This window comes from Pseudoalteromonas sp. SW0106-04 (assembly GCF_001293805.1).
Classification (GTDB): Bacteria; Pseudomonadota; Gammaproteobacteria; order Enterobacterales; family Alteromonadaceae; genus Pseudoalteromonas; species Pseudoalteromonas ruthenica.
In genome coordinates, this window is the sequence record NZ_BCAI01000001.1 from 262,242 (window position 1) to 282,628 (window position 20,387).

Annotated in this window: 21 protein-coding genes and 1 pseudogene; 5 read left to right on the forward strand and 17 right to left on the reverse strand. The window is 48.8% G+C overall.

What is annotated here, in order from left to right:
* Window positions 1-21: 21 nt before the first annotated feature.
* Window positions 22-876: a carboxylate/amino acid/amine transporter gene (locus W04_RS01200; RefSeq protein ID WP_053909469.1), complete on the reverse strand. Its 855-nt coding sequence runs from the start codon at window positions 874-876 to the stop codon at window positions 22-24.
* Window positions 877-1,128: 252 nt separating this feature from the next.
* Here W04_RS01200 and W04_RS01205 point away from each other — a divergent pair, with 252 nt between their 5' ends.
* On the forward strand, window positions 1,129-2,181 hold the full coding sequence (locus W04_RS01205; RefSeq protein ID WP_231657965.1) for an efflux RND transporter periplasmic adaptor subunit: 1,053 nt from the start codon (window positions 1,129-1,131) through the stop codon (window positions 2,179-2,181).
* Window positions 2,181-5,285 carry an efflux RND transporter permease subunit gene (locus tag W04_RS01210; RefSeq protein ID WP_053909470.1) on the forward strand — a complete coding sequence of 1,035 codons (3,105 nt, stop codon included), beginning with the start codon at window positions 2,181-2,183 and terminating at the stop codon, window positions 5,283-5,285. The genes W04_RS01205 and W04_RS01210 overlap by 1 nt, the downstream gene beginning before the upstream one ends.
* A 58-nt stretch (window positions 5,286-5,343) precedes the next feature.
* Here the strand turns inward: W04_RS01210 and W04_RS01215 are convergent, their stop codons facing one another.
* The gene (locus W04_RS01215; RefSeq protein WP_053909471.1) at window positions 5,344-5,904 is read right to left on the reverse strand and encodes a hypothetical protein; all 561 of its coding nucleotides are present in this window, start codon (window positions 5,902-5,904) and stop codon (window positions 5,344-5,346) included.
* Window positions 5,905-6,036: 132 nt separating this feature from the next.
* On the opposite strand from W04_RS01215, the gene arfB reads away from it, so the two are divergent.
* Both arfB and W04_RS01225 read left to right on the forward strand, forming a co-directional pair.
* Window positions 6,037-6,450 (forward strand): alternative ribosome rescue aminoacyl-tRNA hydrolase ArfB, encoded by a 414-nt coding sequence (gene arfB, locus W04_RS01220; protein WP_022943501.1) that lies wholly within the window; start codon window positions 6,037-6,039, stop codon window positions 6,448-6,450.
* A 99-nt stretch (window positions 6,451-6,549) separates the two neighbouring features.
* A pseudogene (locus W04_RS01225) lies at window positions 6,550-7,590 on the forward strand (NAD(P)H-dependent flavin oxidoreductase).
* 26 nt (window positions 7,591-7,616) lie between these two features.
* Here the strand turns inward: W04_RS01225 and W04_RS01230 are convergent.
* The 7 genes from W04_RS01230 to W04_RS01260 all read right to left on the reverse strand — a co-directional run bounded on the left by W04_RS01230 (window position 7,617) and on the right by W04_RS01260 (window position 15,138).
* Complete coding sequence (locus tag W04_RS01230; RefSeq protein ID WP_157576188.1) at window positions 7,617-8,033, reverse strand: hypothetical protein; 417 nt, start codon at window positions 8,031-8,033, stop codon at window positions 7,617-7,619.
* Window positions 8,034-8,319: 286 nt separating this feature from the next.
* Window positions 8,320-9,345: a DUF2955 domain-containing protein gene (locus W04_RS01235; RefSeq protein ID WP_053909473.1), complete on the reverse strand. Its 1,026-nt coding sequence runs from the start codon at window positions 9,343-9,345 to the stop codon at window positions 8,320-8,322.
* A 15-nt stretch (window positions 9,346-9,360) separates the two neighbouring features.
* Complete coding sequence (locus tag W04_RS01240; RefSeq protein ID WP_053909695.1) at window positions 9,361-10,377, reverse strand: HlyD family secretion protein; 1,017 nt, start codon at window positions 10,375-10,377, stop codon at window positions 9,361-9,363.
* 53 nt (window positions 10,378-10,430) lie between these two features.
* Entirely contained in the window at window positions 10,431-10,895 is a 465-nt protein-coding gene (locus tag W04_RS01245; protein WP_053909474.1) for a MarR family transcriptional regulator, read from the reverse strand.
* A gap of 347 nt (window positions 10,896-11,242) precedes the next feature.
* Complete coding sequence (locus W04_RS01250; protein WP_045980047.1) at window positions 11,243-12,082, reverse strand: DUF4198 domain-containing protein; 840 nt, start codon at window positions 12,080-12,082, stop codon at window positions 11,243-11,245.
* A complete protein-coding gene (locus W04_RS01255; RefSeq protein ID WP_053909475.1) occupies window positions 12,079-13,146 on the reverse strand; it encodes a PepSY-associated TM helix domain-containing protein in 1,068 nt (355 codons plus the stop codon). Before W04_RS01255 ends, W04_RS01250 begins: the two co-directional genes overlap by 4 nt.
* Window positions 13,147-15,138 (reverse strand): ligand-gated channel protein, encoded by a 1,992-nt coding sequence (locus W04_RS01260; protein WP_053909476.1) that lies wholly within the window; start codon window positions 15,136-15,138, stop codon window positions 13,147-13,149.
* A 120-nt stretch (window positions 15,139-15,258) separates the two neighbouring features.
* On the opposite strand from W04_RS01260, the gene W04_RS01265 reads away from it, so the two are divergent.
* Window positions 15,259-16,185: a LysR family transcriptional regulator gene (locus W04_RS01265; protein WP_022945249.1), complete on the forward strand. Its 927-nt coding sequence runs from the start codon at window positions 15,259-15,261 to the stop codon at window positions 16,183-16,185.
* Between the two features lie 33 nt (window positions 16,186-16,218).
* Here the strand turns inward: W04_RS01265 and W04_RS01270 are convergent, their stop codons facing one another.
* The 8 genes from W04_RS01270 to W04_RS19020 form a co-directional block, all read right to left on the reverse strand.
* Window positions 16,219-16,668: a hypothetical protein gene (locus W04_RS01270; RefSeq protein WP_157576190.1), complete on the reverse strand. Its 450-nt coding sequence runs from the start codon at window positions 16,666-16,668 to the stop codon at window positions 16,219-16,221.
* A gap of 346 nt (window positions 16,669-17,014) precedes the next feature.
* Window positions 17,015-17,362 carry a hypothetical protein gene (locus W04_RS18805; RefSeq protein WP_157576193.1) on the reverse strand — a complete coding sequence of 116 codons (348 nt, stop codon included), beginning with the start codon at window positions 17,360-17,362 and terminating at the stop codon, window positions 17,015-17,017.
* 74 nt (window positions 17,363-17,436) lie between these two features.
* The gene (locus tag W04_RS01275; protein ID WP_157576196.1) at window positions 17,437-17,853 is read right to left on the reverse strand and encodes a hypothetical protein; all 417 of its coding nucleotides are present in this window, start codon (window positions 17,851-17,853) and stop codon (window positions 17,437-17,439) included.
* A gap of 111 nt (window positions 17,854-17,964) precedes the next feature.
* On the reverse strand, window positions 17,965-18,258 hold the full coding sequence (locus W04_RS01280) for a hypothetical protein (protein WP_053909479.1): 294 nt from the start codon (window positions 18,256-18,258) through the stop codon (window positions 17,965-17,967).
* Between the two features lie 117 nt (window positions 18,259-18,375).
* Window positions 18,376-18,966, reverse strand: coding sequence for a hypothetical protein (locus W04_RS01285; RefSeq protein ID WP_053909480.1), 591 nt, complete (start codon window positions 18,964-18,966; stop codon window positions 18,376-18,378).
* 89 nt (window positions 18,967-19,055) lie between these two features.
* The gene (locus W04_RS01290; protein WP_053909481.1) at window positions 19,056-19,289 is read right to left on the reverse strand and encodes a hypothetical protein; all 234 of its coding nucleotides are present in this window, start codon (window positions 19,287-19,289) and stop codon (window positions 19,056-19,058) included.
* Between the two features lie 118 nt (window positions 19,290-19,407).
* Window positions 19,408-19,761, reverse strand: coding sequence for a hypothetical protein (locus tag W04_RS01295; RefSeq protein WP_053909482.1), 354 nt, complete (start codon window positions 19,759-19,761; stop codon window positions 19,408-19,410).
* A 125-nt stretch (window positions 19,762-19,886) separates the two neighbouring features.
* Entirely contained in the window at window positions 19,887-20,342 is a 456-nt protein-coding gene (locus W04_RS19020; protein ID WP_231657966.1) for a hypothetical protein, read from the reverse strand.
* Window positions 20,343-20,387 lie beyond the last annotated feature (45 nt).

Here is a 20,387-nt window from a genome sequence, read left to right on the forward strand (position 1 = left end):
TAACCCCTCTTGCTGTTATTGTTATTTACCTCGGCTCAGGTACTTTTCGTTAACCACCAGTGCGGCCATGATGATAGCGCCGCCAATACTCAAACGCAGCACATCGGCATCGCGGTTCCAAATGAGCACGTTAACGAGGATCCCCGCAGGAATAAGGAGGTTATTCATCACTGCCAAGGTGCCGACATTGACCTGGGTTGCACCCTTATTCCACGCGAAGTAGCCCAGCCCGGAAGCAATAAGCCCTAAATAAATCAATACGCCCCATTGTGTGGGTGTACTTGGGAGATTAGCGGTATTGGCAAAAAGAGCGAAACAGCTTAACGCGACCACCAATGCACCCATAAAAAAGCAGGCGAATACATGATGTTGAGAAAGGTGCTGATGCTTGAGCATCAGTCGTTTATACAACACTTGGCCGCTGGCAAAGCAAAGGTTTGCAGCTTGGACGATAGCAAAGCCAATCATAAAGCCTTGGTTGATACCGTCGTAACGAATGGCTACCGCGCCAATAATGGCCAGCAACGCAGCGCAGAAAAAGCCAAGATTAAAGTGGCGATTTAGTGCGTCATTGAGCAGGGTAACATACAGGGGAGTCATCACCGTAAATAGCAGCACCTCGGGGACGCTGAGGTATAAAAAAGAGTGATAGTAAAAGCCATACATCAGCCCCAGTTGAACGCCACCAATGGCCATCAGCCGCCAGGTTAACGACAGGCTTAACTGGCTAATCTTCAAAAATGGTAGTAGCACTAGGGTCGCCAGCGCGATACGGGTTAACACCGAGAACCAGGGATCTACTTGCCCGGCTAAATAGACGCCAATGAGGCTAAATGAAAATGCCCAAAGTAGGGTGGTTGCGAGCAAATAACTCATACACATCAATACAACTTAGAAACGAATTCCCCCATTATGACGCCTGCACAGGTATGAGCCAACTATCAATACCTTCGCCGCTATTGAGTTGTTGGTGTAAGCGCCTACCGCAATAAATAGAAATGATTTTTATTTGTGATAACCTCAAGCGTTCAAGAAAAGGTCGCTATATTTGCCTTTTCGTCATTATTAGCAAAGCTTTTAGCTGAGCGTTACGTAAAGCCAGTAAAAGTGTGAGTAAAAGGAATGAAGATGATCAGAGCATGGTGCATCTGTTTGCTACTAATAAGCGGCTGCCTATCTGCGCAAACGGCAGTGAACGTGGTTGTTAAAGAGGTCAATACGCAATCTATCGAGCGTACCCTGGCGTTGACAGGGACCTTGCGTGCGGCGCGTCATGCGCAACTGTCGAGCCTAAGTGACGGGGTGGTTACGCAAATCCATGCCCAGGCTGGTGATGAGATTGCAAAAGGCGCACGCCTGCTATCTTTGGATGCGGCATTGGTGCAGGCGCAGTTACAGGCATTGACGGGCGCCAAGCAACGCGCTCGTATTGCTGTTGATGACGCCCAGCGCCGCTTTAACGAGGCCCAATCGTTATCGCAACAAGCTTTGATGGCAGCTACGGAGCTGGCCGATAGGCAAGCCGCATTGCAAAGCGCCAAGGCTTTGTTGACAGAAGCACAGGCCAACGAACGCTACCACAAAGAATTGCTGGCGCGTCAGCAACTGCACGCCCCCTTTTCTGGTGTGGTAGCTGAGCGTTTTGTTGATGTTGGGGAGTGGGTGACCCGTGGTCAAGCGGTGTTTGAGCTCGTTAGTAGCGAACAACTATGGCTGGATTTGCATATGCCTCAGGAGCATTTTGGCGCTATCGATCTTGCTAAGCAAGTTCGTTTTGAAGTGCCAGGGAAAGCGTCAAGGGGGTTTACAGCTAAGGTTATTGCCAAAGTACCAGTGATAGACAGCGCCAGTCGCAGCTTTTTATTGCGCTTAGCCGTACCACCCCAAGCAGGGCTGCAAGTGGGGTTATCGGCAAGCGCAGAGATTGTGCTAAACAAAACCGATGAGCAAAGTGTAGTGGTGCCTACTGATGCCTTACTACGCCATCCAGATGGCGGCTACAGTGTGTTTGTTATCAGCGCCGATAAAGCACAGCGGCGTTTTGTGCGCATTGGCGAGCGGATTAACGGCCATATTGAAGTGCTTAGTGGTCTTGAACCAGGCATGAAAGTCGTTACCCAAGGCAATGAATTATTACGCCAAGGGCAAGCGGTCACTGTTGTTCAAGCGAGGGAGCAATAATGTTAGCGGCGTCAGTAAAGCATGCGACTTTGGTCGCCGTTGCCGTGCTCATCTGCGTGATTTTGGGCGTGGTCGCGGCTTTTAAAATACCCGTGCAGATGATCCCTGATCTTGAAGTGCGCACCATTACTGTGGTTACCAACTGGCCTGGAGCAACGCCACAAGATGTCGAAAAAGAAATTCTTATTGAGCAAGAACGCTATTTACGATCATTGGCAAACTTAAAAAGAATGTCCAGCTATGCCAATACCGGTGAGGCAGAAATTGAACTGGAATTCCCCTTTGGTGTGGACGTCAACGAGGCGTTGATCAACGTCAGTAACGCGCTATCTCAGGTGCCTAATTATCCAGAGAACGTCGACCAACCGGTATTGTACAGTAGCTCGTTTTCAGCTAATGCGTTTATGTTTTTTACCCTCAAACCACAGCCTGGCAACCCGCTCAATATAGATGTTGATATGTTGCGTGATTATGCCGAAGACTTTGTGCGCCCAGAAATGGAGCGAGTCAGTGGTGTTTCCCAAGTAAATGTACGTGGTGGGGCCTTGTATCAAGTACAAATACTCATCGACCAACAGCAGCTTGCGAGTCGTAACATCAGCCTGGTGGCGGTGCGTGATGCTATTCGCAGCCGCAATCGCGACGCCTCGGCGGGCGATATCGACGGTGGTAAGCGACGTTATTTGCTACGCATGGTTGGGCGCTTTGAATCGGCCCAGGCGTTAGCGGAGCTGGTGATAGCTCAGCGTGATAACACCACGATTCGCCTTAAAGATGTGGCCACTATTAAGCTCGATCATTATGAGCTACGTGATATTGATTATAACGATGGCGAGCGCGCCCTGATGCTTTCGGTACGTCGTGAAAGTGGCTCTAATGTCATGGCCATTAAAGAGCAAATGATGCAGGTCGTTGAGCGCATCAACCAAGATATGTTGGCCAACAATGGTTTGCAATTAACCTTGCTCAGTGACGATGTGCGCTATGTTAAAGGCTCAGTAGAAAATGTATGGACGAACTTGGCCTTAGGCGCACTGCTGGCAACACTGGTGATGTTTTGGTTTTTGAAAAGTCCACGCTCGACCTTAATTGGCGTGCTAGGCATCCCGATATGTACCATCGCCGCATTCTTAGGGTTGCTGCTGTTTGAGCGCACCATCAACGTTATTTCTCTTGCCGGGGTCGCATTTGCTATAGGTATGACCGTGGATAATACCATCGTTGTGCTGGAGAACATTGAACAAGCTCGTCGGCGTGGCCTCGATAAGATCAATGCGGCCATAGCCGGAGTGCAAGAAGTGTGGCCGGCGGTGGTGGCTTCAACCTTGACTACGGTGTTAGTGTTTGCGCCGATTTTATTTATTCGCCAAGAAGCAGGACAGTTGTATTCTGACGTGGCCATCGCAATTTCTGCAGCGATTATAGCGTCAATGCTTGTGGCGCTGATGGTTGTTCCCGCTGCATGTGCAAGGTTTACGCAGCACAGTGCGCAACGCGGTGAGAACCTGGCCAAACCCATGGCACTGCCACGGGCCATAGTGACTATGCTCGCGCATCCTACTCAGCGCCGACTGTGTATCGTCATAGGCGTATTTGCGCTGCTTGGGGGAGCTTGGCTGCTAATGCCAAAAGCGGAGTATTTACCCGAAGGGGAAGAGCCCAAGGCTTTTTCCATGATGATTGCACCGCCGGGTTACAACCTCAGTCATATGCAGAAAATTAGCGATGAGCTGCTGCCTTACTTTAACCGCCATCTTAATGACGATGGTACTGCTTACAACGCCGGAGAAACGGCTATGCCGCCGTTAAAGTATTACTCCATGTCGGTGGGGGTAGGCAGTATTTGGTTTTTAAGTGAACCTAAGGACCCGCAACATATTGAGGCCATGATGGCGGCCATCACCGATAAATTCAAAAGCTACCCAGGAATGCGCGCTTTTTCCTCGCGGGGCTCAATCATTTCCAGCAATGATGGTGGCACCCGCGCTGTGGCCATTGATATTAGCGGCCCCGAGCAAACGGCGTTGTATCGCGCTGCCGATGCCGTGTATCGCTTAGCCAGTGAAGTGTTTGACAACCCCCAAGTTGACTCCGAGCCGTCATCGCTGACCCTAGACCAACCGCTTATTGAAATCAAACCACGTTGGCAGCGCCTGGCAGAGGTGGGTGTAAGCGCCGAGGAACTCGGTTATACCGTGGCCGCACTGAGTGACGGTGCCTATGTTGATGAGTTGATCCTTGATGATGATAAGGTCGATGTGTTTCTTTTCTCCGAGGCGGGCAATCGCCAAAGCTTGGCGCAATTAGCCCAGTCACCAGTAGTGACGCCACAAGGGATACTGCCATTGAATGCCTTGGCGGATTTAGAGGAAAAAGCGGACAGTGACAGTTTACGCCGAGTTGATGGTCGGCGCACAGTCACCGTGTATATTATACCGCCTCGCGATGTGGCCTTGGAAACAGCGCAGCAACGGGTGCGTGAACAACTGTTGGTACAGTTAAAGCAGCAAGGCGATTTATTACCGGGAGTGAATGTGAGTATCGGTGGCGCAGCCGATCAGCTCGACAAGACCCGAGCTGCACTAAGCAGTAACTTTATCGTCGCGCTGGCGCTGTGTTACTTGTTGTTGGTCGCTATTTTCAAACACTGGGGTTATCCACTGTTTATTATGGCCACCGTCCCTTTAGGTATGGCCGGTGGGCTACTGGGCTTGGTGATTATCAACGGTCTCGCAGGACTATTGGCGGGCTTTCATCAGCCTTTCGATATGATCACTATGCTGGGCTTTTTAATTCTCCTTGGCACGGTGGTGAATAACCCTATTCTTATTGTTGACCAAAGCCGACGCAACATAGAGTCTGGCGCCCAGTCGGTGCTTGAAGCGGTTACTAACGCGCTGCAAACGCGCTTAAAACCTATTGTTATGTCGACCATGACGACTTTGTGTGGCTTAGCTCCGCTGGTGTTTATTCCCGGCGAGGGGTCGGAGTTGTATCGTGGTGTGGGGATGATCGTGCTGTGCGGGATTGCGGTATCAACATTGGTCAGCTTAACCGTGTTGCCAGCGCTGTTGGTAAGTTTGCTGAGACATAAGCAGCGCTAAAGCAAAGCCCACCGCAAGGTGGGCTTCTTATGCCATTAATAATGGCCTATGATTGATACTATTGCCCTAGTACCGAGAATAGTTTTTTCAGCTGCGGCATGTATTCTTCTACCAAAGCAATATTAGTGTCGCTGACATCCTCACTCGCTTGGTTTGCACCGCCCATGGCGCCGAGCAAAGAGTTGGTCTTGTTGCTGCTACCAGAAAGGCTTTGTAGGCCACCCATAACCTCATCAACACGGGCCTTATCTTCGGGAGATAAATCGCCCTTAACATTGGCTAAATACGCTGCAGTCACTTCGCTGCCGACACTGATCAGTTGCTCAGGGGTAAAGCCGTAGCGGCTGATCACATCGGCAAACTGTTGGTAGCTGTCGGTATTTTTCAACATCGCAATGGCGCTATCACTCATTGACTTGTTGTTTTGCTCGCTACCTTGGGCGCCGAGTAGGGCGGCACCATCAAACTGCTGCCCTTGCTTATCTGCCCAATTGGTCACAGCGGGTGCAGCCTTAATAAAGTTTTCGACGTCTTTTTCTGTGAGCTCTAGCGCCAGAGCCTGAGCGCTGGTAAAGGCCGTGGTAGCGGCCAGTGTAAGCGCCATCAATAAATTCTTCATTGTTCTCTCCATGCAGGTATTGTGTAGGTGGTGTCGTTATTGTCTAAATTCACTGAGTTGGGCCTTGGCGCGCTCAGTGATAAACTCAATGTCATCAATGATAGTTCAAAGTCGTTAAGGCAAGATGAATAGATGTTGCAGATATCTAATACGGTGACCATAGACGAATGGGAAGTGGAGCTGTCTGCCATCCGCTCGCAAGGAGCCGGTGGTCAGAACGTCAACAAGGTGGCAACGGCGATCCATTTGCGCTTTGATATTAACCGCTCGAAATTACCCGACTTTTATAAACAGCGGCTACTAGCCTATCGCGATAGCCGTATCACTAAAGATGGGGTAGTGGTGATCAAGGCACAAAGTCATCGCACTCAAGAGCTCAATCGGGAAGAAGCACTGAAACGTTTAAAAGAGCTTATTTTGGCCGCCACTAAGGTTGAGAAAAAGCGCCGCCCAACCAAACCTACTCGCAGCGCTCAGCGTAAACGTGTGGACAAAAAAGTGCAGCGTGGACGTACCAAGCAATTGCGCAAAATACCCAAACTTTAAAGGCGAGAAAATGCCTTAATTAGGGTGGCTAATTGGCATCGCACCAAGTAATGTGGTGAAAGTAATTGCAGCCACCTTACAATGAGCCATGGAGGCACAATGGATTTGCTCAGCGCACTTAACCTAGCATACCCAATTATTCAGGCGCCTATGGCGGGAGTACAAGACGAAAAGCTCGCCATAGCCGTTGCTCATGGCGGTGGTTTAGGCTCTCTTCCTTGTGCCATGCTCAGTGAAGAGCAAATCATGGCGCAAGTCAGTGAATTTCGCCAACACACTCAGCGTGCCCCTGTGAACCTTAACTTTTTCTGCCACGCTATGCCGAGCCTAAATAAGGCTGAGCAAAGCCGCTGGCAGCAATTGTTAGCATCTTATTATCAAGCACTTGAATGCCATCCAAACGATGACCTAGGGGTGCTCAGGCAACCGTTTTCTGCGCAGCATGTTGCTGTGCTGGAGCAGCTTCGCCCGGAAGTCGTAAGCTTTCATTTTGGCTTGCCTGAAGAAAAACAATTACAACGTGTAAAAGCAACCGGTGCTGTGGTGTTATCCTCAGCGAACACATTAGCCGAGGCGCGCTGGCTCGCCCAGCATGGGTGTGATGTGATTATTGCTCAAGGTATTGAAGCGGGAGGCCATCGTGCGATGTTCTCATCAACGCTTGCTGAGCAGGGGACAACGGCGCAATTGTGTCAGCAAATCCTGGCTGCCAAAGACATTAACGTGCCCGTGATAGCTGCGGGCGGCATTACTCAGGCTGAGCACGTGGCACATTATTTGAGCATGGGAGTTATTGCTGTACAGGTAGGCACCAGTTACCTGTTGTGTGATGAGGCCACTACCAGTGCTGTGCATCGTCAAGCGCTGCGCGCAGAGCACCGGCAAACGGCAATAACCAACTTATATTCTGGCCGCCCAGCGCGGGGGATCACCACCTCTTTTATGCAAGAGCAAGGCTTTATAAGCGAATAAGTCCCTGCTTTCCCCTACGCCAGTGCCAAGCTAGCACCGTTACGTGCTAAGGCGCAAACCTTGGGCAAAGATGATTTTACGCCGCTGTGGAGTGGCACCGATCGCAGTGGCTGCCACGCCATAAGCGCAACCGAACTGACTCGGGATTTAGCTGCACAACTCAAATAGCCGCGTCAATGAGCGGCTAATTATCATTAGGTAATAATCTGCGCATCAGGGATGGTGCGTTTTATGTAGGTTTTTAAGTCGTCCACATAGTGGCTATCAAATACAAGGCTGACTTGGCCTCCGCCGTTGTAAGGCAATTGGAACAGGCCTTTGTCATCACACGTGTCGATAACGACTTTACGGATCTCATGCACCGGAAACAAGGCTTCGCCAACACTGAGTAGCTCTTCTTCGACCTTGATGTGATCGAAAGGGTTAACGAGCTGTTCGCCTATACCATAACGATAGCGATGCCACAGCAGGGGAACATTAATTAAACCCGCAGCTCCCCATAAGCGGTAATCATCGCGAACAAAGCCAGCGACCAATAGGATGATGGCTAACAAGGCGAGCACCCACATCCACCATCCTGTTTTTCCTAATTTGCTAAATGCGCTATGCATGGCCCATCCTTCTGCTTACTAGAGATATTCATGGTAACGGGATTGGCGAGTAAGGAAAAGCCCTGTGCTGCTACGAAGAATAAGCCGATGTATCACTTAATTTGCGGGAGCGGCAGCAACCGCAAACCAAGACCCACTGATAGATATCCCAGAAAGATACATGGCCCGGGTCAGCTTCGCCTGTTTGTGCAGCACAGGGGGAGGTTCACTGTTCAAGGGAACAATGGTAATGTTATGTTATAACAGTTTTATTTTCAACCCCAATTCGGGTAAAGCCTCAGGATTTTTAGGTAAAGGTATGATGGCGCGTGGCCGCAAAGCGATTCAAAATATGGTGGATAACATACACCAGACATAAACTGGCGGTGATCGCTACACACACAGAGCTGAAGCGGTACAATGCGCTATATACCAAGTCTTGGTTTGGCGCGAGAGATTGTCCGAATAAAATGCCAAAGGTGGTGATAACGCCAAATCCAACCCCCGGCATACCGCCTCCTAATACATGGTAGCGACTGAAGACAAAGGTAAGGATCCATAACACCAATATTGGAAACACCAGAATCTGGCTATAGGTAAACAAGAGTAATTGTGCTGCCAACGCCAAGTTGCAACCGATTAACGTGCCGATAGCGCGTTGCCAACCGGCCATTGATGCCGCTTTCCAACACAGTGGAAAGAGAATCAAAATAGAGGCGGCTTGGGCTGATACCGAATCTTGTAAATCCAGTATCTGAAAAACCATAAAAGAGAGGGTGGCGACGGTGGCACATAACAGCACCTCATGGCGGACACTGGCTGCATCTTTAGCGGCGCGCGAGATGGGCGTGCGCGCGCTCACATCAGGAAATAGCCAATGCATAATATAGGCGCTGGCTAGGCTCACAGTTACTGCCAAAAAGTTACTAAAGATCAATGGGTATAAGCCCAAGCCGGTGGCGCTGTAACTGGCAAAATGTAGTTGAATAGATAGCCCAACCACACTCATGGCGCCGAATAGGAAGTGGGCACCACGACTCATTTGATAAAATAAAAATGCAAACATGGCAAAAGCCAGTATCGACATCAGGATTGGATGAAACCCAAATAACCCTTGCAGCACCAATACCGCAAAGCCACAAAACAATGCACTAGCGATAAACTGGCGGACAATATGCGCATTTATGATCGGCACTAAGCCCAACAACAGCATAGGGTAGACAGTAAAGAAAATACCATTGGGCCAATTAAACAGCTTACTCAAGCTAAACCCGAGCGTTGCCCCGGTGGCGATGCGGAGCATTTGGCGAATGTCGTTGGCGGTTAGGCTCATGGCGCAGCTCCTTGGTTAATAGATATAGTGCATTAGGCTCACGGCCTGAATTTGTGCGTTGGCTAGCAGTTGCTCCACTGGGTCATCGGGCACGATTTGCACTGTGGCTCTCGCGCCACTGGCGAGATGCGATGAGGTAAACTCATCATCAAGTTGCAAATGCACGCGTTGACGTTGGGCATCACGGACCCAGCGGTTAGAGGTTTCGACCTCAGCCAGAACCCCATTAGCGCTGAGCTGCCCGGCACTTGAGCCTGCGGCGAGCTCGCTGACATGGGCCGCAAACACTTGCCCGGGTAGAGCATCGAAGCTGACTAAGGCGCGGTTGCCGACACGCACGTGATACAGCGACTTTTCACGAAAATCAGCGGCTAAGTCTAGTTGCTCGGTCACCAGCCCCGTCATCGCCATTCCTGCTTTGGCATAGGTCCCTGTGGTCACTTGTAGATTGCTAATAATGCCATCATGAGGCGCCACCACTTCGGTATAACTGAGATTCAGCTGTGCCTGCTGCAGCTGATTACGGGCCTGTTGCCAAGCGATATTGTCCTCACCGTGCGCGCCGCGCTTTATTATCAGTGCTTGCAGCTTGGCTTTTACGGCACTGACCTGTGCCTGGGCACTAGCCAGAGTGGCACTGATCTCATCACTGCGCTGCTGCGAAATAGCCTGCTTACCAAGCAGGGTACGGCTACGTTGATGCAGGCTTTGCTGCTCATGTAACTTGGCTTGAGCCGCCGATAAGTCGGCGCGCAAAGCCTTAATATCAGCATCGAGCTGTTGGTTTTGCTGTTGCACTTGTGCCAAGGCCAGTTCAGCTCGTTTTACCGCAAGTTGGTATGGACGAGGGTCGATACGCATGAGTACCTCGCCTTGGCGCACATGTTGATTATTGCGAACCGCAACAGCAACAATTTTGCCATTGACCTGTGGGGTGATTTGCGTCACTGGGTGGTAAACGCGTGCCTGAGGTGTCATTGGCATGTATAAATCAGCAACAATAAAATAGCCAAAGCACAGGATAAACAGCATGATGGCGATTTTAACGTAGCGTGCGAACTGCTGATCGGGAGTCGGTTGCTGGCTCACTCTTGGTCCTCCATAAATTGATTGGCATTGTCTTCTAAGGCCACGAGGCCAAGCGCCATCATATTAAGCTGCTCATCGCTCAATCCTTGGTATAAGTGAGTCTTGACCTCGCTGATCCGCGCTTTGAGCGCCGATAATTGCTGCTCACCTTGGGCTGTGAAATATAGGCGCCGACAGCGCTTATCGTGTTCATCAACACGGCGCTCAATCACCTGTGCGTGCTCCAGTTGTTTCAGGGTGCGGGTGAGGCTTGGCATTTCTATATCTAAGCTTGTGGCTAGCTGGTGCTGCGTACAGCCTTCGCCAAGATGGTGCATATGCATCATTGCCGTCCAACCCGGTTGTGTGAACCCAAGTGGCTCAACGGCGACTGACACGGCTTGACGGCAGATACGGTGAACGCGGCCAAGCTTGCCACATAAGCTTAAGTCGAGGGTTTCATGAAAAGGGATATCAGCCATGGTGCAGCGCTCTCATTTAGTTAGCAGGCTAAGTATATTACAATAGTTAGCACGCTAAGTAAATATTCGTCGTTATTCGCCAAGGCTATGTCGGCGAACTCAACCTGGGTGTGAGCCCCTAGAAAGGTGATGTAGTTAGCAATAAAAAGGCAATTTGATGACTGTTAAGCAGCGCGCATTGGTGGGAGTTTGATGGTGGTTGCGCAGCTGTCATCAATGTCGCGATAGTGCGAGTAAGACGAGGTTATCAAAGCGCTCCGAGTGCCCCCGTTGGGCTTATATTTCAATTTAAAAAAAGGGGCCACAGCTATACTGTAAACCCCTTTTACACTGTCTTGATGTGCCAGTTACAGCGGCAATACCTCGAACACGGCCACATAACTGCCACGGCGAGTTTGCGCCGGAGCTTTGGCTTGCTGGTCTTCATACTCGGCTTCAAACCAGTACATTCCTGGCTGCGTAAATTGCAGCTCAATTTGACCATTATCATCGGCGGTTAATTGTGTGGCGATGTTGCTATCACGATACCGCTCGCCTTGGCGCACTAAGGTTACCTTCGCCCCAACTGCAGGCTGGCCGTCGATCAGTAGCTGCATAGGCGCACTTTCATCAACGTATAAATCGTTCGGGTGGGTTAGGGCATTAAGCTCGAGCCCTTGGCCGCTAGGGGTAATTGCCGTGTCATTAGGAGCCCCAAGGGTGACGAAGGTCTCCATGCGGCGGGCCACATCGCTCACTTGCAACTCTTTGGCATCGCTGGGGACTTGCTGTTTGAACTGCGCTAAAGTGCCGGTTTTACCACGACCTGGCCAATAATGGCGCTCGCCCTCTGCATCCACCCAGCGGGCGACAATGGAGCGGCTGGCGTTAAATACACGGTAGGTTCCTTGCTGCTGTAGGTGCAGATCAAACACACTGCGATAGCGAAGCTTGGCGCTATTTTCTAACGCCACAGCTTGGCCATCGGGGCCAATTGCAGTCAGTCGCTCAAGCGGATAAGCATAATGGTCGGGATTAAAAATGCCGTTGGCGATTGCGGCGTCAAAGGTGATCCATTCATCATCACCTGAGACCACTGTGGTACTTGGTTTAAGCCACACTCGGTGGGCGTGTGCTGATTGGCTAATAACGGCCGTGGTTGCAAGGGCGGTGCATAGCGCCGCGCTGATAATTGTTGCTAGCTTCACGTGTTAGGCTCCATAGTTAATGTAATTGTGCCGAGCTCATGCTGGCCTTGCTCGGTATGGTGTTGTGATTGGGTTATCGGTAATGTCAGGGGAATGCGGATCAACTCGCGCCCGCCTAATTCCCTTGCCGCTTCTACATTGAGGGTGTACTCACCATCAGGGAGGGCGGCTAATTGCGCGGCGAAAGGGCTTAAATCAAGGGTGGCCACGCCAGGGCGGCGCGTCGCGCCGGTGACACCATCGACAGGAAGCGACAAGCTGCGACCACTGCGACGCCACCATAAACGCAAATCTTTTAACCACTTCTCACCCTCACGGTCAGCGAGTTTGGTGTCATACCAGATGGCTAAATCAAGCACCGCTTTGCGCTTGCTATTGGCTAACCACACGGCCACATAAGGGGGATGATATTCGGCCACGCTTAAGCGGGGAATTTCGACTTGCAACTGGTTCGTTGACGCCGCGTGGGCAGGTAGCACCAATACCAAAGCGGGTATACCTAATCCCGCCAGTACCAGTGGCCACGTTGATTTGCGGCCTTTGGCATAACGTTTTAGTAATAACAGCCCGGTGATCGAGAAAACGATGCAGGCCACAGAGAAAAGATCAATAAACATACTCCACCACATACCGGTATTCCGGCCCTTATGTAAGTCATTTAGATAGGCTATCCAACCACGGTCGGTAGCTTCTTGATAAAATTCGCCGGTGTCTAAGGTCACGGTAAACCAGCGGTCACCCCCGGCTTTGGGCATGGCCACATAAAGCTCAAAATCACTCCATTCAAGCTGTTTATAACTGGCAATAGACTGTTCGGTTTGACCTTGATACCAACGCTGAAAACTCTTTGGTAGCTGCTCGTTGTTGGCAGCGGCTTTCAATTGATTGAGGATGGCATCGGGCACTTGCGCTTCAATTTGCTGCACTTGTGCGCGGGACTCAATGCTCGCGGCATGGTTTAGGGTGATCCCTGTAACAGCAAAAAGCAGCATGCCAATAAGGCACACTGCTGAACTGATCCAATGCCAAGCTTTGAGATCCCAAAGCTTACTACGTTTGGCCATTTAGAAACTCCAGGCTAGCGACGCCCAGTAGCGACGTCCGTCTTCGATGTAGCCATATTCATCTTCACGAATTTCCTTATCAAAGAGGTTGTATACCCCAAAACCTAAGCGTACAGAATCGATGACTTGGTAGTTCGCGCCTAAATCAGCAGTGGTGTAAGACGGCGCAATGAGGCTCGACTGTGAAGGGCCGGTTGTCGGCTGGCTTTCCTCACCGCGATAATGCACGCGCAGCCAAGTACCTAAGGCATCACTGGCTTGCCAGTTGAGCGATGCTTGTGCCAGGTGCTCCGGCAGTTGGTTCAACGGACTGCCGGCGTATTCACCGGTTTTTTGCTCCGAGTCGGTGTAGGTGTAGTTAAGCGCCATTTTTACCGTGCTGGCGAGCTGGTAGTCTAGTGAGACTTCTACCCCTTGAGTGGTCGCCTCATCAACATTGGTATAGGTTGTTGGCAGTGAGCCAAACTCATTGGGCCCGTCGGTGCACTTAGTTAATGGGCAAGCTACGCGAGAGATTTTATCGTCAAACTCGTTATAAAAAACCGTGGTCGATGCGCTTAAGCCTTGCTCGGTATCGAGGTAAATCCCCATTTCATAGTTGAGCGAGGTTTCAGGGCTTAAATCGGGGTTACCATAAATGTTGCCACCCCGGCTAACTTGGCCCCAAGCAGCGGTTGTTTGTCGTAAGTTCGGTGCTCTGAAACCACTGGAAATACCGCCTTTAACGGTCAGAGTGTCATTGGCGTTATACACCGCATACAACCTTGGGCTGGTATGGCCGCCGAATTGTTGGTCTTTGTCGTAGCGCAGCCCCGCAGTCAAGGCTAGCTTCTCGGTGGCTTGGAACTCATCTTCTGCAAATACCGAGTACATATCGTTATCAATTTGCGTGAGCTCACTAATACGGTTGCTGGTGTTATCTTCTAAATCTTCACGTTGGTAGGCCACGCCGGCACTCATTTTGTTGCGCTCATTAATAGGCAAGGTCCACAAACTTTGCACATCAATGTTTTCAACAATCATATCCCGTGACTTGTTGTCGTACTTATCGTATTGCGCATAGCTAAATGACTGGCCAAAATCCCAATAACCGGTGTGTGAGAGTGAAATAGTTTGATTATCGTACTCGGTTACGGTTGATTCTGGGCAGCCACGACGGCCGCAACTTTCCCCTGGTGCTAGTGGTTCTACGGTTTTGCCCAAGGTGGCATCCAGAGTTTGCGATGCACTGGCAATGTCGAGTAAAAAACTGTGGGCATCACTGGGTGTGAACGACAACTTAGCTTGATAATTCTCCGCTTCTTTACCGCGAAAGCCGCTGTAAATATCATCTTCATCGCGGTTGCTGAATTGGCCATACACTTGCAGCCCCAGCTTTTCAGGGATCAGTGCGCCGGCGGCAAAGAAGTTGGCTTGGTGAATATCACCCGATTCACTGCTTTGTTGCATGGTGGTATCCAAGCGCAGTTCACCGTACCACTGCTTGGGGGTTTTACGAGTAATAATGTTGATCACCCCACCGATGGCATCGGAACCATACAGAGATGACATGGGCCCGCGTACCACTTCGATACGCTCTATGGCGGCCAGTGGCGGTGTCCAAGCGCCTTCAACCCCTGGGCCATCGCTATTCGGGCGAGTTTCCCGTGAGCTTTGGCGTTTGCCATCAACAAGAATCAGGGTGTATTGGCTGCCCATACCCCGTAGGCTGATGTCTTCACGGTCGCCGCCACCGGTAACAACCACCCCAGGGACGTCGGTCATCGCATCGGTTAAGTCGCGGTAAAAGCGTTGCGAGAGCTCCTCGCGATCGATTACGCTAATAGAGGCGGGGGCATTTTTAATAAGCTGCTCGTAACCCGAGGCGGTTACCACGATTTTTTCCATGTCGTTATCAGGTGCTTGGTTAGCATGAATACTGGTGCTTAAAGTAGCGAGCGCAGCGGTGATAGCGAGGGATAACGGGGCGATACGACGTTGCACCGTGAACATTGGGGAACCTCCGTGGTATAATTAAGGTAAATGATATTAATTCTTATTTGATGGTATGCTGTTGCACCTCTGCGAGCAACGCGCTTTTTCTTAAAGGTTGTTTAAGGAATTCTTAAAAGTATGAACACCAAGCTAACGCGCGCCCTCAAGGTGTTTGCGAAAACGGTGGAAACCGGCAGTATGAGCCAGGCGGCTCAGCAATTACATATGACCGCTTCAGCGGTCAGTCAACAAATCACTAAACTTGAACAAGACATTGGCCTGAGTTTATTTAACCGTAATACGCGCAAGCTCACCCTGACCGAGGCTGGTGAGATTTACTACGCCTCGTCGGTAAAGCTACTCGCCACGGCAGAGCAGGCTCAGCGGCAACTCGAACAGCTTCAGCATACACCTTCGGGACAATTGAAAATTGTCGCCCCAATAGGCTTTGGTGGTGGCTTGTTAAGTCAGCCTATAAAGCAGTTGACCGAGCAGTTCCCGAAAATTGAAATTCAGCTTACCTTGACCGATGAGCCCTTTGATATTATTGCTGGCGGGGTTGATTTAGCCATTTGTATTGGCCCTTTAACGGACTCGGGGTTAATAGCCAGGCACTTGGCCGATTGGCAGTTGATCCCTTGCGTTAGCCGTACTCATCCATTGGCGGAGCTTAACCCTCAAGACCCGGATGCGCTCGCGGCGCAAACCTTTATTGGCCACACCGGGGCACAGCGCATAGGTCAAAAGCTGACCCATCAGCACAGTGGGGACACCTTTACACTCGGTCAACCTCGGTTATTAGTGAACAATATGCAGGCCGCCATTCAGCTCACTTTAGATGGCATTGGTTACGGTTTATTACCGGAGCCAGAGGTGCGACACCTGCTCGCTTGTGGTCGATTACAGCGCATATGCCCGCAATGGCAGCTGCCTCATTACAGTGTTTATGCGGTGACCCCGCATCGCGACACTGTTGCGGCTAAAACGCGCGCCGCGATTGATAGTCTGCGTGCTTGGTTTGAGCAGGTTTCCACAAACCCTGAGTTGTTTGTAGGAGAGCCTTAGTCGCGAGCTTGCCGCGCTGAACAACCTCACCTATTAGGGCTGCTCGCTTTTCGCCGTTGAGCTTCGTACGCGGCGCATAAGCACGAAGGCAAGTGGCAATATGAATAACGAGCCAATCATCCCCAAAATCATATGCAACTGGTTGGGCGTATCAAGTGCAGCGAGCGCACTCACGTCGCTGCGATGGACCAAAAATGCCACAACGATAGCCGCGAAGAGCACGGGTTTGGTAATGTTGTTACCAGCCAGCTTGATAAGCCCATAAGCAAAAGGCAGTGCCAGTAACAGGTTGAGAGCAAAATCATGCAGTGCTAATACCCCGTAAAATACCATGGCGTGGTCACGTATCACCGAGGAAAAATGGTCGAGTACCCAATCCATAGGATTGTATGCGTACCAAAAGAGTAACGGCAGCGAGAAAAGGTAAAGTAGCCAACACACAGGGAGAGCGAGGTAGACTAAAACGTTATGATGTTTATCCATAAACACACCAACTTTTAATTATAATTTTATTGTATGCTTTTTAACCTAGCAAAAATCTTTAGCAATAACAACAAGCTTGGCGATTGTGTAGCTGTTTAGTGATGTTCACAGTGCAGCTGTGCCATGGCTCAAAGCGTATCTTACAGCAGAAACAAATAGGTTTAGACCGTTATCATACAAGCTGTTGCTAGCGAGAACGAGACGGCATTTTTGCGCGTTTTTGGATAAAAATGAGTGAGGACGAGTGCGTGCTTTGTGCCAGAAGAGGACGCTGTTAACGCTAAGCGGCCCCGTGTATGAGCCCCAGCGACTTAAGGGAGCGACAATAGTGCATTGTTATATCTTTTTACCATGGCCCAATAAAATGATCTAAATTAGCAAGTAACAAAATAGGCAAAATGCTTGTCGTAAAACTTACAAATAATAGCCGTGTATTAGTGAGCCAATTTAACTTTTTAAGCCAGTAAACACAGAGAGCCGACAAACCAGCACAAGGTATAAAACCACCCATAATTGAATAGAAAGCAAGTACCATTGCTGCAGATTCAAGACTGCTTGTAAAAGATGATGGGTACTCACCAAACGGCCCAATATAGCCAACAAGAGGTACAGGAAGACGATAGTAAAAAGCAGAGATAACTCCCCACACAAACAACCCGCAATAGAAACAAAATATTCCTTTAAAATAACTCATCATGTTTCCTGAGATATAACACCCTAAAATTGGTGACGAAGGAGCATAAGCCTGCTGTTTTGTGTCCTTAATAATTAGTTTGTTATATTTTCTTGAGCTTGTATAAATTTTCGCGCATCACCCCATTTTGCTTGACTGGTAAAACTACAACAAGAAAGTCTCTGTTTTGGCGCACCTTGATCACAGACCAAGTAAACTTTCCCGACAACCAAGCTCATATCATCAGATGCACCAGTGATCGGAGCAACTAAAGTGCTTAATTTTTGTGTTTCTCCCTGATAAAAAGTCATCGGCTTTCCTAATTTCCCAACAACCTGTTCAACTTCTAAGTCAGTTTCTTCTTTGTAGAAAGCATCTTTAAGCCTAGCGGTATAAATACTTGGACAATTTTTTATATATTCTTCGACAGTATTCTCCAAACAAGAGCATGGATAGACGGGAAGAGAGAATGCAGCGGTAAGAATGAAAAGAAATAGGCTAAATTTACTCACGGTTCCTCCGAAAATATAACGCCCGCCTAACATACAATGTGTCGGCATGACTTTTTGCGTTGTTTGCCAAAACCATGAAAACTCTTAATACTGTCGGAGTTTAGACGTTTGTTATGTTTCGTTATCATCATTCAACACCTTTGTAGTGGGAGGGGGCTTCTTTGTGAACCTGCCATAGTCTGTTTCATCTGAAAATGGCACAGCATCAGCGCGGGTCTTCCCTGCCTTACCTAAAAAACCAATCCCAATAAAAACTCCTAACACAAGCGCAAAAACTAACGCATTTAGAAAGGCGTCAACAATTGGTTTCGAGCCAGGTTCCAACTGTAAAAAATAACCTAAGAATCCTAGTACAGCGCCAACAATAAAACCTACGAAAAATGTATTTGAATTTTTAATGTTCATAGGAACCTATAGAAACATAACGCTCCAATAAGGGGCTGGTAATGCTTGGCTAAACTGTGTAGCGAAGCGAAACTGAGCCAAGCTTTAGCAGTCCCGCCCTTAATTGGCTTGCTATATTCAAAATTCGTTGGGTTGAATAAATACAACACCTTCTTTTGTTATTTTCGTTTTTCCGTTCATGTCCTTATCGTGCCATGAACCATTACCCATTTTTAAAGATGTAATTGCTTCAGAATGAACTGTCATTGTACTCATAGCGTACCCAGCTTGTTTTCTCATCGTTGCGTCAACGGCATCTATTGGCAAAACGGTCGGATATTTAAGTTGTTCAATTTCGATATTTTGTTCATTCGTTTTAACCTGCCAAAACTCTGATTCTGTAATCCAAAGTTGATAAGTACTAGGGAACTTATTTCCAGCGGGAGTATTTATTGAAGCTATAGATAAAATTCCGCCACCTTCTGGCACTTCCATCTTTGCGCTAGAGTTTTTATATAGTTTGAAATCATTATTGGTTGTCATTTTGGGAGTAGATGATGACTCTTGCTCTATGACCTCGGCTGCTTTCGAATCATTAAATTCAGGAGTTTTGTTAGAGTTATTTATTACAGCAGGAAGGAGTACTTGTAGACCTAAATAGGCAATAAAAACAAAGGCTATCGCAAAACCGCTACCAAACACTAATCCACTCAAAAACTTATTGAACACTCCGATCCTTCCTTTGAATATAACGCCCAAAGCAGCGGCGGCGAAGCCGTACAGCCCGCAGGGCGATGCTGCCTTTGCTTGTTATGTGCTTACTCGTCATATTCAATGAAATCCCACGAAATTTCTCTTTTAAAAGTTTGAATAGACTCTTCCATTAGTTCTAATGAGATAGATTCTTTGAAAACAGTAACAGTACGAGTTCTTTCTGTATCATCTCGAAATATCTCAACTACAAGCTCGTCGTCTCGATAGATTTCAACGCCAATACCATCGCGAGGATTAACATCACTAGCAACAACCACTCTATCTTTTGGTTCGGACATTAGTTCCCCTTTGACACAAAACGCCCTGTTAATGGGCAAAATTTAGTTGGCTATAATCTTGAGCGGAGCGAAATCAGCCAACTGAATTTTGTCCACTATTCAACAGCTTGTTATATGCCTAGCTGCACCATTCCGCTAAAACATCGCTTGAAGAGCAACCATGCATTTTCAAGTCTAAAGGATCCACTCCAAATGCAAGCGCAAACTCCGGCTCCCCTTCAATTGTTATCAACCAATTAATGCCTATTCTAGCTATTCCCCAAACGGTCGCGGATTTATATGATTCGAAATCACCACCTTCAATTATTGTCGACGTAACTTCAACTAAAACTGGGTCAATGACAGATTCAAGCAACTGTTCCGAAAGCTGTTTGACATACTCCTCATAGCTCCTTCCTTTAGGAGTAATAACTCGAGGTTCACAGCTTTTCAAAGAGGCCTCAATCTTTGTGATGGCGTCGATTCTATTCATGGCATATAACGCCTTGCTCACCGGCACATACTGCGGAGAGCGTTTTTGTGTAAAATGGAGCGCAGCCACAGACACAAAAACGAGCGTAGCAGTATGTGTCCGAGTGCAGCAACTTGTTACATGCTTTACTTGAGCAACAAATCAGACAAGAACCTAACACTGTTTATTTCTACTTTTCCGCTATTATGCTGCAGACCCAACTGCACATGTGCATCTCCGGTATCAAAGGTAAGCGGAACCAAATAGATCACATAAGTAGTATTGCCAGTACCAACTGTTGATACAGTCTTCCAATTTTGGAGTTCAGGCTCACCTACAGACTGAAGCTGCCCCAACTTTTTGAACGTATTTAGATATAGCCGCCACTGCTCTGGAGTTGCTGATTCTATGCCCTGCTTAGACATTAACAGTTTATATTGCTCAATGTCCCATGTTGTAAGTTTCGGAATTGATTCTGCTATATACGGAGGAAACGTCTCTTCTTTATCAACACTACCCATCGAACTAATTAATACTACGCCTATGAAGAAGACAATAACGCTTACCAGGCCAACCCCTAAATACTTAAAAAATTTCTTCATGACTTCCTACTTGTTGTGCATGTAACGCCCCATTTAGGGGCTTTT